At 68.1% G+C, this 13,406-nt stretch carries 10 protein-coding genes; 8 read left to right on the forward strand and 2 right to left on the reverse strand.

The features are described from left to right. Positions 1-2 precede the first annotated feature (2 nt). The 3 genes from FB384_RS13760 (at position 3) to FB384_RS13770 (ending at position 2,209) form a co-directional block, all read left to right on the forward strand. Entirely contained in the window at positions 3-1,346 is a 1,344-nt protein-coding gene (locus FB384_RS13760) for a sensor histidine kinase (RefSeq protein WP_183783264.1), read from the forward strand. Between the two features lie 9 nt (positions 1,347-1,355). Beyond that, positions 1,356-1,745, forward strand: coding sequence for a (deoxy)nucleoside triphosphate pyrophosphohydrolase (locus tag FB384_RS13765; protein WP_183783266.1), 390 nt, complete (start codon positions 1,356-1,358; stop codon positions 1,743-1,745). Positions 1,746-1,909: 164 nt separating this feature from the next. After that, positions 1,910-2,209 (forward strand): YciI family protein, encoded by a 300-nt coding sequence (locus FB384_RS13770; protein WP_183783268.1) that lies wholly within the window; start codon positions 1,910-1,912, stop codon positions 2,207-2,209. A 141-nt stretch (positions 2,210-2,350) separates the two neighbouring features. Here FB384_RS13770 and FB384_RS13775 read toward each other — a convergent pair whose 3' ends face one another. Continuing rightward, the gene (locus FB384_RS13775; RefSeq protein WP_183785758.1) at positions 2,351-2,572 is read right to left on the reverse strand and encodes a hypothetical protein; all 222 of its coding nucleotides are present in this window, start codon (positions 2,570-2,572) and stop codon (positions 2,351-2,353) included. 289 nt (positions 2,573-2,861) lie between these two features. On the opposite strand from FB384_RS13775, the gene typA reads away from it, so the two are divergent. The 5 genes from typA (at position 2,862) to FB384_RS13800 (ending at position 11,185) form a co-directional block, all read left to right on the forward strand. Then, positions 2,862-4,772 carry a translational GTPase TypA gene (gene typA, locus FB384_RS13780; RefSeq protein WP_183783270.1) on the forward strand — a complete coding sequence of 637 codons (1,911 nt, stop codon included), beginning with the start codon at positions 2,862-2,864 and terminating at the stop codon, positions 4,770-4,772. 232 nt (positions 4,773-5,004) lie between these two features. Then, positions 5,005-6,954 (forward strand): ABC transporter family substrate-binding protein, encoded by a 1,950-nt coding sequence (locus FB384_RS13785; protein WP_323985228.1) that lies wholly within the window; start codon positions 5,005-5,007, stop codon positions 6,952-6,954. Positions 6,955-7,290: 336 nt separating this feature from the next. Further along, a complete protein-coding gene (locus tag FB384_RS13790) occupies positions 7,291-9,048 on the forward strand; it encodes an ABC transporter family substrate-binding protein (RefSeq protein WP_183783272.1) in 1,758 nt (585 codons plus the stop codon). Positions 9,049-9,240: 192 nt separating this feature from the next. Then, on the forward strand, positions 9,241-10,257 hold the full coding sequence (locus FB384_RS13795) for an ABC transporter permease (RefSeq protein ID WP_183783274.1): 1,017 nt from the start codon (positions 9,241-9,243) through the stop codon (positions 10,255-10,257). 1 nt (position 10,258) lies between these two features. Further along, positions 10,259-11,185: an ABC transporter permease gene (locus FB384_RS13800; RefSeq protein ID WP_372497775.1), complete on the forward strand. Its 927-nt coding sequence runs from the start codon at positions 10,259-10,261 to the stop codon at positions 11,183-11,185. Between the two features lie 397 nt (positions 11,186-11,582). On the opposite strand, the gene FB384_RS13805 is transcribed toward FB384_RS13800, so the two are convergent. Further along, positions 11,583-13,370 (reverse strand): ABC transporter ATP-binding protein, encoded by a 1,788-nt coding sequence (locus FB384_RS13805; RefSeq protein WP_258938079.1) that lies wholly within the window; start codon positions 13,368-13,370, stop codon positions 11,583-11,585. Positions 13,371-13,406 lie beyond the last annotated feature (36 nt).

Raw genomic sequence — 13,406 nt, forward strand, 5'->3', positions numbered from 1 at the left:
GCATGAAGGATCCGCGTCGCTGGTGGCGCAGGAGGAGTCTGCGGCTGCGCATCACCGCGGTGGCCACCGTTGTCGCGGCGGCGGTGCTGCTCGTGCTCGCTCTCCTGGCGGGGCGCCTCGTCGGCCCATGGCTGCTCGGCGGGGTCGATACGGACCTGCGCGCAGCGGTGTCGACGGCGGCACGGGCAGTCGAGTCGGGCACGGCACCGTCCACGTCGGACGGGCTGCGGGTGCGGGTGCTCGACACCGCAGGCGATCCGGTGGACGGCGGTGGACCTCCCGCGCTCGGTGACGCCCACGTCGGCGATCTCAAGGCCGGTCTCGCGGTGACCTTCGAGGGCCCGGACGATGCCGTGCCCACGCGCTGGGCGGGCACCGTGGCCACGGCGCCGGACGGTGCGCAGCGCCTCGTGGTGGCCGAGGACCCGCTGGCCGGCGCCTCGGCGGTGATCGCCGACGGCGGCATGCTGCTCGTCGGACTCGCAGTCGCGGGCGCGGTGCTCGTGGGTGCCACGACGTGGCTGGTGACCGGTGCAGCACTGCGCCCGGTCGGCCGGATGCGCCGGTCGCTGCGGGCGCTGCCGAGCGGCGGACGGCTGCCCGAACCGGGGTCGGCCGACGAGCTCGGTGCGCTGGCCGCCGAGCTCAACGACCTGCTGGCCCGCTACGACGAGGTCGGGGAGCGGCTCCGCAGATTCACCGGCGATGCCGCGCACGAACTGCGGTCCCCCGTGGCGTCGATCCGCGTGCAGGCCGAGGTCGGCGTCGCCGCTTCCGACGGCGACCTCGCACAGGAGACGCTCGCGGACATCCTCGTCGAGACCGAACGTCTGTCGACACTGCTCGACGGCCTGCTGACCCTGGCGCGCGCCGATGCGGGGGAGGTGCCCGCGGCCGAACCCGTCGAGCTGGTCACCGAGGTGCGTGCGGCGGTCGAACGGCTCGGTGCGGAGGAGCCCGACATGCGGGTCAGTGCGCTCGTGCCGTCGGCGTGGGCGCTGGCCGCCCCGTCGGAGGTCGAACTCGTGCTGGACAATCTGCTGCGCAACGCCTGCAGGCACGCGGCGAGCAGCGTCGTCGTGTCGGTACTGGCCATGCGTGCGTGGGTGCGCGTGGTCGTCGACGACGACGGTCCGGGCATCGAGCCGGAACACCGGGGGCACGTGTTCGACCGGTTCTACCGGGCCTCCGACGACCGGGCACGCAGTTCCGGCGGAACGGGGCTCGGGCTCGCGCTCGTCGCCGAAGCGGTGCGCCGGCGCGGCGGACGGGTCGTCGTCGGCGAGTCGCCCGACGGGGGTGCTCGATTCGAGGTGAGCTGGCGCAGGCACGACCGCCGATCGTGAGGAGCGGAGATGGACGGGGTGATCGTCGGGGCGGCGATCGTCGACGACGGCAAGCTGCTCGTCGGGCAGCGCGCCTATCCCGACGACGTCGCCGGGCTGTGGGAGCTGCCGGGAGGACGCGTGGAGCCTGGCGAGTCCGAGACCGAGGCGCTGGTGCGGGAATGCCACGAGGAACTCGGCGTCGATGTCACCGTCGGCGTGCGCATCGGTGGTGACATCGCGTTGCGGGGAGGGGCGGTGCTGCGCGTCTACGCCGCCGCACTGGTCGACAGCGGCGCCACCCCGCAGGCCGCCGAGCACAAGGCGCTGCAATGGGTCGGCGCGGACGAGGTGGCGGCCGTCGACTGGTTGCCTGCCGACCGCGCGCTGATTCCCGAGCTCGAGGAGCTGCTCGGCTGACCTCGAGGTCTTCCCGCTCAGCCTGCTGCCGGGCCGCGCCGAGGCACGCCGCGGTGCTGAGTGCAGGACACGCGGTGCCGGATGCAGGACACGCGGTGCTGGGTGCAGGACACGCGGTGGTTTTCCACGCTGCGCTGGGATGGTGGCGGACGTACTGTCGAGATATGTACGTCGTATTGGTCACCTACACGGCCCCGGTCACGGACGTGGACTACGCCTTGCCGGACCACGCCGAGTGGCTCACCAAGCAGTACGAACAGGAGCACCTGATCGCGTCGGGACGCAGGGACCTGCATCGCGGCGAGGTGATGATCGTGCGCCCGATGTCGAGGTTGAAGCTGGACGCGATGTTGGCGTCCGATCCGCTCTCGATCCGGCATCTCGTGTCGTACGAGGTCATCGAGTTCGCCGCGAGCCGTACCTGTCACGAGCTCCACGAGATCAACGAGCTTCTGGCCGGCTGAGGTCGAGCGCGTGAACCGAGCGGGGCACCGGTCCCGCCCGGGCGAGACACCACGGCTCGACACGGGCTCCGTCCGGAACGTCGTGCCGATGTGACCGGTCCCGCGGCGCCGGGCCCGATGCGCGTCGGCCGGCCGTCCGGGTCAGGCTGCCTTCGACACCTTCGACTGCATCGTCTTGGCCGTCTGCAACGCCATGACCGGGCACTTCTTGCACCGCGGTTTCGACTTGCAGCACTTTTTCTTCAGCTGACCGGCCTTGATCATTCCGCGGACCGCGGACTTCGGGTCGTCCTCCTGTGCGAGCGCCACCGCCAGCTTGGTGCTGGCTTTGATGTGCTTGCCGGACTTGCTCTTCTTGCCCACGGGCACGCTCCAGGGGCGACGTCGATTGCCCCTGTTAGGTTAGGCCAACCTCAGTTGTTGTGAAGAGTGGCGCTGACCACACCGCGCCGCGGGCGGTGTCGTGGCCGCCTGCGACCACCGGTCCGGTGGCCGCCGACGACACGGTCCGGCCGCGGCGGCGTGCGCTCCGGCGGGGTGGTCCCGAGGTGTGGCGCCGGGCACATCGCCGCCGCCGGTACGCTGGGAAAAGACCGGGCGTCGCCGTGACGGCGCAGGTCACCCCAACCCTCTTCGCATCAGGAGTTCTCGCGTGCCTGCACTCACCTCCGAGAAGGTCAGGACAGACCTCCGGAACATCGCGATCGTGGCTCACGTCGACCACGGCAAGACGACGCTGGTCGATGCCATGCTGCGGCAGTCGGGCGCCTTCAACGAGCGCGACGAGCTGGTGGACCGCGTCATGGACTCCGGCGACCTGGAGCGGGAAAAGGGCATCACGATCCTGGCCAAGAACACGGCCATCCGCCGCAACACCCAGGACGGTCCGGTGACGATCAACGTCATTGACACCCCGGGCCACGCCGACTTCGGCGGTGAGGTCGAACGCGGCATGTCGATGGTCGACGGCGTCGTGCTGCTCGTGGACTCGAGTGAGGGCCCGCTGCCGCAGACGCGGTTCGTGCTGCGCAAGACCCTCGAGGCCGGTCTTCCCGTGGTGCTCGTGGTGAACAAGGTCGACCGGGCCGACGCCCGCATCGCCGAGGTCGTCGAGGAGACCCACGACCTGCTGCTCGAACTCGCGGGCGACATCGACGGCATGACCGACGATGCGATGGACGCCGTGCTGAACATGCCGGTGATCTACGCGGCCGCCCGCGACGGGCGCGCGAGCCTGGAACGGCCCGCCGACGGGCAGGTGCCCGCCAACGAGAACCTCGACCCGCTGTTCGACGTCCTGCTCGACCACATGCCGCCGCCCGCGGCCGACCCGGAGGCGCCGCTCAGCGCCCTCGTGACCAACCTCGACGCCTCCAGCTTCCTCGGCAGGATCGCGTTGGTGCGCGTCTACGCGGGCAAGATCCGCAAGGGCCAGACCGTCGCGTGGATCCGTGAAGGCGGAGAGGTCCAGCAGGTCCGTATCTCTGAGCTGCTGGTGACGCAGGCCCTGGAACGGGTGCCTGCGCAGGAGGCGACCGCGGGCGACATCGTCGCGATCGCGGGCATCCCCGACATCACCATCGGCGATACGCTCGCCGATCCGGAACACGCCGACGCGCTGCCGCGGATCACGGTCGACGAGCCCGCGATCTCGATGACCATCGGCGTGAACACCTCGCCGCTGGCAGGCCGCGGCGGCGGTGACAAGGTGACCGCGCGCCTCGTGAAGGCGCGGCTCGACCAGGAGCTCATCGGTAACGTCAGCGTGCGCGTGCTGCCCACCGAGCGCCCCGACACCTGGGAGGTGCAGGGCCGCGGCGAACTGGCGCTGGCCGTGCTCGTCGAGCAGATGCGCCGCGAGGGTTTCGAGCTCACCGTCGGCAAGCCGCAGGTGGTCACCAAGACGATCGACGGCAAGCTGCACGAGCCGTTCGAACGGCTCTACATCGACGCACCCGAGGAGTACATGGGTTCGATCACCCAGCTTCTCGCCGCCCGCAAGGGCCGCATGGAGGAGATGGAGGGCTCGGGCACGGGCCGTATCAAGCTCGAGTACGTGCTGCCCTCCCGTGGCCTGATCGGCTTCCGGACCGACTTCCTTACCGAGACCCGCGGCGCGGGCATCGCCAACCATGTCTTCGAGGGCTACTTCCCGTGGGCGGGCGAGATTCGCACGCGGAACTCCGGTTCGCTGGTCGCCGACCGCCCCGGCCCGGTGACGACGTACGCGATGCTGCAGCTCGCCGACCGCGGCGAGTTCTTCGTCGAGCCCGGCGCCGAGGTGTACGAGGGCATGGTCGTGGGCGAGAACCCGCGCGCCGAGGACCTCGACATCAACATCACCAAGGAGAAGAAGCTCACCAACATGCGCTCGGCCACGGGCGACGAGCTCGAACGCCTCGCCCGGCCGCGCAAACTCGGCCTCGAGGAGGCGCTGGAGTTCTGCTCGAGCGACGAATGCGTCGAGGTGGCGCCGAAGGCCGTCCGAGTGCGCAAGATGACGCTCGACGGGCCGCAGCGGGCCAAGGAGCGCTCCCGCGCGAAGGCCCGCGACCGCTCCTGAGCCGGTCGCGGGCGTGCGGGACACTCGTCCGGGAAAGGGCCGGACGGTTCCCGCGCGGGAGTTCTCGCGTGTGCGGACCGCGGCCGGGCCGTCGTCGGGGGAACCGGCTGACCCGGTCGTGCGTCGGCAATGGTGGCCTCGCCGGGAGTTGACAACCGGTCTGGCAGGCTCGAACCGATCCGGTTGCCGAATCCGCGCCGGAGGAACGGACACGCGAGGGGAGTAGCGGCAGGTGCGCGCGATCATTGGGGGGCGAGCAGGCCGGAAGCCGGCCGTGCTCGTGTTCGCGCTGGTGGCCTTGCTGGTGACGGCGTGTACGAACATGCCGCCTCCGCCGGTGGTCAGCTCGCCCGTCGCGGCGACGTCGACGGCGGCTCCCGGTGACAGCTCGGACATCGCCGTGGCCGTCGACTCCATCGGCGGCGGCTACAACCCGCACAACCTCGCCGACCAGTCGACGACGACCCAGGCGCTGGCGACGATGTTGCTGCCGTCGGTCTTCCGGGAGGGTGACGATGGCGGGCGGGTGCTCGACGAGCGGCTCATGAAGTCGGCCGAGGTCACCGCGCACGACCCGTTCACCGTCTCCTACCGGATCCGTCCCGATGCGTCCTGGTCCGACGGTGCGCCCATCGCTGTCGAGGACTTCGTCTACCTGCACGAGGCGATGACGTCACAGCCCGGCGTCGTGGGCGATGCGGGCTACCGGCTGATCTCCGAGATCCGTCCTGCGGACGGTGGCAAGCGCGTCGACGTCGAGTTTTCCGAGCCGTATCCGGGGTGGCGGACGCTGTTCGACCACCTGCTGCCGCAGCACCTGATGAAGGACGTTCCCGGCGGCTGGCAGAACGCGCTGAGCGACAGCTTCCCCGCATACGGCGGTCCGTTCGCGATCACGACGATCGACTCGGCCCGGGGCGAGATCGTCCTCGAGCGCAACGAGCGGTACTGGGAGAACCCCGCCGCCGTCGACCGGGTCGTGCTCCGCAGGGCCGACCCGTCGGCGCTCGCGGGCGCGTTGGGCAGTGGTACCGACCAGCTCGCCGTCGTCGGCACCGACGAGACGGTCAGGCAACGACTCGACGGCCTCGGCGACGACGTGTCGGTGTCGGAGGTGCCGCGGCCCTACGTCGTCTCCACGCTGCTGCGTCCCGTCGCCACGCTCGCCGACGACCAGGTGCGGGAAGCCGTCGAGGCCCTCATCGATCGTGACAAGCTCATCGAGGCGGGCGCCGAAGGCGGTCCTTCCGGTTACGAGCGGGCGGGAGCGCACGTCCGGCCGCCCTCGGACGACGACTACCGCGCGACGTTGCAAGCCGACTCCTCCCCGCGGCGCCCGCAACCGCGGAAGGCGCGCATGCTGCTGGAGGAAGCCGGCTACGAACGGGTCGCGGGCACCTGGACCCGCGACGGGCAGCCGTTGTCGCTCGCGCTGGCGGCACCGGGCGAGCGCCAGCCGTTCAAGGCCGTCGCCGACGAGTTGACGCGCCAGCTCGTCGAATCCGGCATCGAGGTCAGGGACGCCACGCCGCAAGCGCCGCGGGAGCTGTTCAACCGGCTGCTGGCCCCCGGTGAGAACTCCGACGGTGCGGTGCAGGTCGACATGGCCGTCGTCGGGCGCCCTGTCAGTGGCGATCCGGCGTCGTCGCTCGCCTCGTCCTACGGCTGTGCCCCGCTCGTCACCGGTGGCTCCTCCGGCGGCGATGAAGACGAGGACGGTTCCGGGGCGGGAAATACCGACGAAAGTTCGGAATCGGCCGACGGTCGTACGGAAGAAAGTGAGCCGGGCGACTCCGGTGACGGTTCCGGATCCAGCGAAAGCGAAACCGGCGAATCCGGCGGATCCACCGGCGACGCGTCCGATTCCGATACCGGATCGAACGAGACCGAAACCGCGCAGAGCGACGATTCGGACGGCGATCCGATACGGCCCGCGAACCCCGCCGGGTACTGCGACCCCGAACTGCAGTCGATCATCGTGGATGCGCTGACCGGCTCGAAGCCGCTCGACGAGGCGTTGCGCACCGTTGAGCCGGCGCTGTGGGACGCCGGGGTGACGATTCCCCTGTTCCAGCCCACAGACACGGTCGCCGTGACGGCCGATGTCGAGGGCGTGCGAGCCTCGCCGATGCCCGCGGGCCCGTTCGCCTCAGCGGTCGAGTGGAGCCGCGGCGAGAAGTGAGCCGGACGGGCGGCCGGGGCGCCCGTCGAACATTTCCGCGGTTTCGATACCCGAGATTCGGTCTCAGGGTTTACATTGCTCCTCACATGCCACTCGGTGGGCGACAAATGTTTACCGAACGTAAGAAGTGGATGTCCGGACGCTAGGCGGAAGTCACCCTTTGGTCACGATCGCAAGGCAGATGGTGACTCGCAGTGCCTCCGGTTCCTAGCGTTCCTCCGCATATGCGCCAAACGAGTGGCTTGGCGTGTCATATGCTCCGGTCAGACCGGCCGGAGGGTGTGGACTCTGCGGTGCGGACAACCGCAGAGTCTTCAGTGCTAGGAGGGCACACGAATGAGGAGATCCAAAGCAATCTCCGCCATGGCTGTGACGGCTGTGTCGGCTCTGGTGCTGACCGCCTGTGGCGGCGGAGGAGGAAACTCGGACGGCTCGTCGGGCGACGTGTCGAGCATGGCCGAGGGCAAGGCACAGGAGGGAGATGTCTTCAAACTCGCCGATGTGCCGGAGATGGACCCGGTGACCGTCGCGATCGACGACAACTTCACCGCCTACAACAACGACACCGCGGACGCGAACAGCTCGTACAACAACTACGTGCTGACCTCGGTGCTCACCGCCCCGACCTTGCTCGACGGCAACAACGAGGTCCTGACCAACGGCGACGTCATGGAGTCGATCGAGGTCACCTCCGAGGATCCCTACACCGTCGAATGGAAGATCAAGGAAGGCGCCAAGTGGTCCGACGGCGAGCCGTGGGACTGCTCCGACCTCTACCTCGCCTGGCTGTCGCACTCCGGTAAGGCCGAGGGGTTCAACGTCGCCTCCAGCACCGGCTACGAGCTGATCGAACAGCCCGAGTGCAAGGACGCGCAGACCTTCACCGCCGAGTTCTCGCAGCCCTACATCGACTACAAGGGCCTGTTCTCCGCAGGCGCCGTCCTCCCGGCGCACGTCCTGGAGGAAGGGACGGGAATCGACGACATCACGTCGATCAAGCCGGACTCGCCGAAGGTCTCCGACGTCGCCGAGTTCTGGGCCGGCGAGTGGAAGGGCTTCGACGCCGAGAAGATGCCGGGCTCGGGTCCGTACAAGATCAAGAGCTTCGACCGGAACTCCGGCAACGTCGTGCTCGACAAGAACCCGGAGTGGATCGGCGCCAAGGGCGGTCCCAAGGAGATCACCGTCCGCACGATCCCGGACACGCAGGCCATGGCCACCGCGTTGGAGAACGGCGAGATCAACGTCGCCGCGTCGACCCAGCCCGACTCCACCGCGGCCACGACGATGCAGAACCTGGAATCCCAGGGCGTCACCTACGGTTCCGCGCCGCAGCTGACCTACGAGCACCTGGACCTGAACTTCAAGCGCATCTTCGCCGACGAGGCCGCCCGCAAGGCGTTCTTCGCGGTCGTGCCCAGGCAGCAGATCGTCGACAAGCTGCTGAAGGGTGTCCAGCCGGACGCCGAGGTGCTGCAGAGCATCGTGTTCTTCCAGGGTGAGGACGGCTACCAGGACGTCTACAGCGACAAGGCTGACCAGGGCGCCGAAGAGGCCGAGAAGATCCTGCAGGAAGGTGGCTGGGAGAAGGGCAACGACGGCATCTACGCCAAGGACGGCAAGCGCCTCTCGATCGAGATCTCCCACAACGAGAACGCCCGCCGGAAGCAGACCGTCGAGATCATCCAGTCGGCGGCGGCGAAGGCCGGTATCGAGGTCAAGGACGACCAGGACGCCAACTTCCTGGCCGGCCGGGTCGACAAGGGTGACTACGACGTCGCGCTGTTCGGCTGGTCCTCGGAGCCGTTCAAGACCACTCAGGCGGACCTCTACTCCTCCGACGGCGGTCAGAACTGGCAGGGCCTGGAGAGCAAGGAGGTCGACGAGGCCTACGAGTCGGCCGTCGCCGCCACGAAGGAGGACGAGGCCCGGAAGCACTACCAGGAGGCCGACAAGGCACTGGCGAACGAGCACGCGACGCTCCCGCTGTTCGCCACGCCGTCGATGTGGGGCTTCCGCGGAATCGACCGCGTGTACATGCAGTCCTACAACGGTGCGCTGTGGAACGCCGGCGAGTGGGAAGCCGCCGAGTGATCACTCGGTTTCTTGCTCACTGACAGTGGGTGAGACCACTCGATCGCGCTGACGTGGACCGTCGGGGGTCGGACAGACCGTCCGGCCCCCGACGTCCGACGTAAGTACCTGTTTACTCTGCACTCGGAACCACTATCGTGGCGCGAGCAGTAGCGCATGATTCCGGGCGGCGCTCGGACTAGGAGCAAGTCGTTGAACCTGGTTGTCTACATCCTTCGCCGATTGGCGATTTCGATTCCGATCCTGTTTGTCGGAAGTTTCCTGGTTTTCTGCATGGTCGCGGCCGCGGGTGATCCTCTCGGCGAACTGAGAACGCAACCAGGGGTGAGTCAGGAGTCGATCAATCAGCTGTCGCACCAGCTGGGGCTCGACAAGGGCATCGTGCCGAGATACTTCGACTGGCTCGGTGGTTTCCTCACCGGCGACTGGGGTATTTCCATCGCTCAGGGCTCGAACATGGAGCCCGTGTTCCCGAAGGTCATGAGTGCCTTCGAGGTCACGATCCAGCTGATCCTCGCCGCGGAGATCATCGCGCTGCTGCTGGGTGTGGCCGTCGGTGTGCTCGCGGCGGTGAAGCAGTACTCGCCGATCGACTACATCGCCACGACGCTGGCGTTCATCTTCTTCTCGATGCCGATCTTCTGTGTGGCGATCGTGCTGAAGATGTACGGCATCGACCTTAACGTGATGATCAACGACCTGGGCTGGGATTCCTGGCTGGGCAATCCGTTCCTGAAGACCACGAGCCCCGAATCGCTCAGCGGGGACGGCTTCTTCGGCTCGATCATCACCTACATCGGCGGGTTGCTGCTGCCGACCCTGTCGATCATGTTCATCAGCTTCGCGGCCTACAGCCGCTTCCAGCGGTCGTCGATGCTGGAGACGATGAACATGGACTACGTCCGAACGGCGCAGGCCAAGGGCATTTCGCAGGGTCGCGTGATCATGCGGCACGCCTTCCGGAACGCGCTGATCCCGGTGACGACGCTGTTCTCGGTGAACTTCGTGACGGTTGTGACCGGCGCGATCATCACCGAGCGGGTGTTCGCGTGGAACGGTATGGGCTCGGTGCTCGTCGAGGCCGTGAACAAGAACGACCCGAACACGCTGATGGGCTGGATCGTGGTCATCGCCATCGCGGTGGTCGTCGCCAACCTCATCGCAGACCTGGTTTACGGCATTCTGGACCCGAGGATTCGCGTTGGCTGACTTGAACTCGATGGAGGCCGGTGTCGAGTCCGGCCACGGCAAGAACACCGGCGGGAGCGCCCCCGAGGCGCTTCCGGAGGCCCGCAGTCAGGGCAGGATGGTGCTGCGGAAGTTCCTGCGGCACAAGCTCGCGATGGGCAGCGTGATCGTACTCGCGCTGATCATCCTGGCGTCGATCATCGTCCCGCTGTTCTATCCGCACAGCTTCGCCGACGCGTCGTTCTCGTCCTATGTGGATCCGAGTGTGGAACACCCGCTCGGCACCACCCAGGTCGGCAAGGACATGATGGCCCAGGTGCTCAGGGGAACCCAGTTCTCCCTGCTCATCGCCATCACCGTGGCCATGCTGACGACGATCATCGGCGTCGTCCTCGGTGCGCTCGCCGGCTATCTGCGCGGGTTCACCGACTCGGCGATCTCCCGGCTGACGGACCTGTTCCTGATCGTGCCGTCGATCGCGGCCGCGGCGATCATGGTGCGGGTGCTCAGCGGCAGCTGGTACGTCGTGGCACTGGTGCTGGCGATGTTCGCGTGGATGCCGATCGCCAGGATCACCCGCGCCGAGGCGATGTCACTGTCGCAACGCGAGTTCATCGAGGCCGCACGTGCCTCCGGTGCCGGTACCGGACGGGTCGTGTTCAAACACCTCGTGCCGAACATGGTCGGCACCATCACCGTGAACGCCACGCTCGCCGTGGCGCAGGCGGTGCTGGCCGAGGCGGCGCTGTCGTTCATCGGCCTGGGCGTGCAGATCCCGGACACCTCGCTCGGCCTGGTGATCTCGGAGAACTACGAGCAGATGCAGGGCAGGCCGTGGCTGTTCTTCGGTGCGTTCACGGTCCTGGTTCTGATCTCGCTGACGATCAACTTCATCGGTGACGGGCTGCGGGACGCCTTCGACCCGCGCCAGCGGGGCGTAAAGGCGTGAGGCCGACGACGGGCCGCCACCCCACGGGGTGGCGGCCCGTTTCGGTTCCGTAGCGGGCCGCCGGGGATTGAGCGCCGGGGGCTCAGCCTGGCCGGGGATTCACTGCCGCCGAGGATTCAGTGCCGCCGAGGATTCGGTGCCGCCGGAGACTCAGCGCCGCTGGGGCTCGGTGCCGCCGGGGACTCGTAGCGGATCTCCGGGCGTGGCCTCGGCGCTCGGCGAAACGGGATGTGCCGGAGGACGGGCGCGAGGATCTCCTCGCGCCCGTTTTCGTGTGCTCGAGGGATTTTCCGGTGCCGGGTGCCCATCCGCGCGGGATTCGGTGCCCGCTGAAAAACGGGGCGGTGGCCGTTCCTTTCGGAATCGACCACCGCCCCGTTCGCCGGCTGCGGCTATCTCATTCGGCGAGCGTGTAGCGGCCCGCCTCCCAGGCTTCGCGGCGTTCGCGCTGCTTCGTCGGGTCGGCCACCGGGGCGGCGGCCAGCAGGCGCTTGGTGTAGTCGTGCTGCGGGTCGTGCAGCACCTGGTCCCGTTCGCCGACCTCGACCAGCTCGCCCTTGCGCATCACCGCGACCCGGTCGGCCAGCAGGTCCACGACGGCGAGGTCGTGGCTGATGAACAGGCACGCGAAGTTCAGGCGCTGCTGCAGGTCGAGGAACAGGTCGAGGACCTTGGCCTGCACCGATACGTCGAGCGCCGACGTCGGCTCGTCCGCGATGAGCAGCTTCGGGTCGAGCGCCAGCGCGCGTGCGATCGCGATGCGCTGCCGCTGACCACCGGAGAGCTCGTGCGGGTAGCGGTTCCGGTAGTGGCCGGAGAGCTGCACCTGGTCGAGCAGGTCGGTCACCCGCGAGGTCAGCGCCGTGCCGGAGAGCACCTTGTGCAGCACCAGCGGCTCGGCGATCGATTCGCCGATCGTCATCTTCGGGTCCAGCGTGGAGGCCGGGTCCTGGAAGACGATGGAGAAGTAGCGGCGCAGCGGCCGCAGCTGCTTCGTCGACAGCTTCGTGATGTCACGGCCGCCGACGGACACGGTGCCGGAGGTCGGGTCGAGCAGCCGGGTCGCACACCGGCCGACGGTCGATTTGCCGGAGCCGGACTCGCCGACCAGGCCGACGATCTCGCCTCGCTGGATGCTCAGCGACACGTCGTCGACGGCGCGGACCTTGTTCTTGCGGCCACGGCCGGGGAACTCCAGCACGATGTTCTTGAGTTCGAGAGCGGGTGCCTCGTCCTTGACCTCGCTCGCGAGTTCCTCTTCGACCGCTTTGAGCCGTTCCGCGACCTCGGAATCGGAGATCTCGGGCTCGGACGTCGCGGCAGGCTCGGACTCGAGGAGCCTGCGTCCCGCAGGGCGCGATCCCAGCACGGGCACCGCGGACAGGAGGCGCCGCGTGTAGTCCTCCTGCGGGTTCGCGAACAGGTCCTCGACGGGCGCCTGTTCGACGATCTCGCCGTGGTACATCACGAGCACGCGGTCGGCGAGGTCGGCGACGACCCCCATGTCGTGGGTGATCAGCACGATCGCGGTGTTGAGCTCGTCGCGCAGCTTGCGCAGCAGCCCGAGGATCTCCGCCTGCACGGTCACATCGAGCGCCGTCGTCGGCTCGTCCGCGATGATGATCTTCGGGTCGCAGGAGATCGCCATCGCGATGACCACCCGCTGGCGCAGACCGCCCGAGAGCTGATGCGGATACTGCGTGATCCGCGTTTCGGGCTCGGGGAAGCCGACCAGTTCGAGGAGCTCGACGGCGCGCTTGTCGGCGGCGGCCTTCGACATGTTCTTGTTGTGCGCCCGCAGCGACTCCCGCAGCTGCCAGCCGATGGTGTACATCGGGTTCAGCGCGGTCATCGGCTCCTGGAAGATCATCGCGACGTCGTTGCCGCGGTGCTTGCGCAGCTCCTTGGGTGGCAGCCCGCCGAGGTCGAGGTCCTCGACCTTGCGCGCACCCGTGATCGACGACGTCTTCGGCAGCAGCCCGGGAACGGACATCGAGGTCACGGACTTACCCGACCCGGACTCACCGACGATCGCGAGGATCTCCCCGGGTTCGACGTCGAAGCTGATGCCCTTGACGGCATCGACCGGACCGTCCTCGGTCTTGAACGAGATGTTGAGGTCCGAAATGGACAGGACTGGCCCGGTTGTGCCGGCGGCCTGCGGTGATTGTGTTTCTGTGCTCACCAGATGCCCTTCGAGTGCGGGTTCGGGTGCCACGTT

It is taken from the genome of Prauserella sediminis (assembly GCF_014195435.1).
Taxonomy (GTDB): domain Bacteria; phylum Actinomycetota; class Actinomycetes; order Mycobacteriales; family Pseudonocardiaceae; genus Prauserella; species Prauserella salsuginis.